The organism is Priestia sp. SIMBA_032, assembly GCF_046535215.1.
GTDB classification, from domain to species: domain Bacteria; phylum Bacillota; class Bacilli; order Bacillales; family Bacillaceae_H; genus Priestia; species Priestia aryabhattai.
Genome location: NZ_JAWRXD010001293.1, coordinates 1 through 247, shown reverse-complemented (window position 1 = coordinate 247; position 247 = coordinate 1). Strand labels below are relative to the sequence as shown.

Annotated in this window: 1 protein-coding gene; it reads right to left on the bottom strand. The window is 60.7% G+C overall.

Features of this window, described 5'->3' with window-relative positions:
• Nucleotides 1-10: 10 nt before the first annotated feature.
• Nucleotides 11-247 (bottom strand): hypothetical protein (locus SB717_RS38495; protein WP_410908480.1); only part of this gene is annotated, 237 nt, incomplete at its 5' end.

Genomic DNA, 247 nt, shown 5'->3' with positions numbered 1-247 from the left:
AGTCGACACTTCACGAAGACGTGCCGCTCTCGCCCGACTCCCTCAGTTCCTGGATCGTGATGTTCAGATCCTGGATAATCTGCAATGAGCGGGAGTACCTGCGGTACAACGCAGCGACGTCGCGCAACGCTTTCGTGTCGAGCTCTGGTTTAACCGGATCCGTCGGGTTCCAGTACCCGCAGGCGGCCGAGACGATTGCGGGCAACTGGAGGACGTGCCTGTCATCCCGTTCCGACCGCGTGAAGCG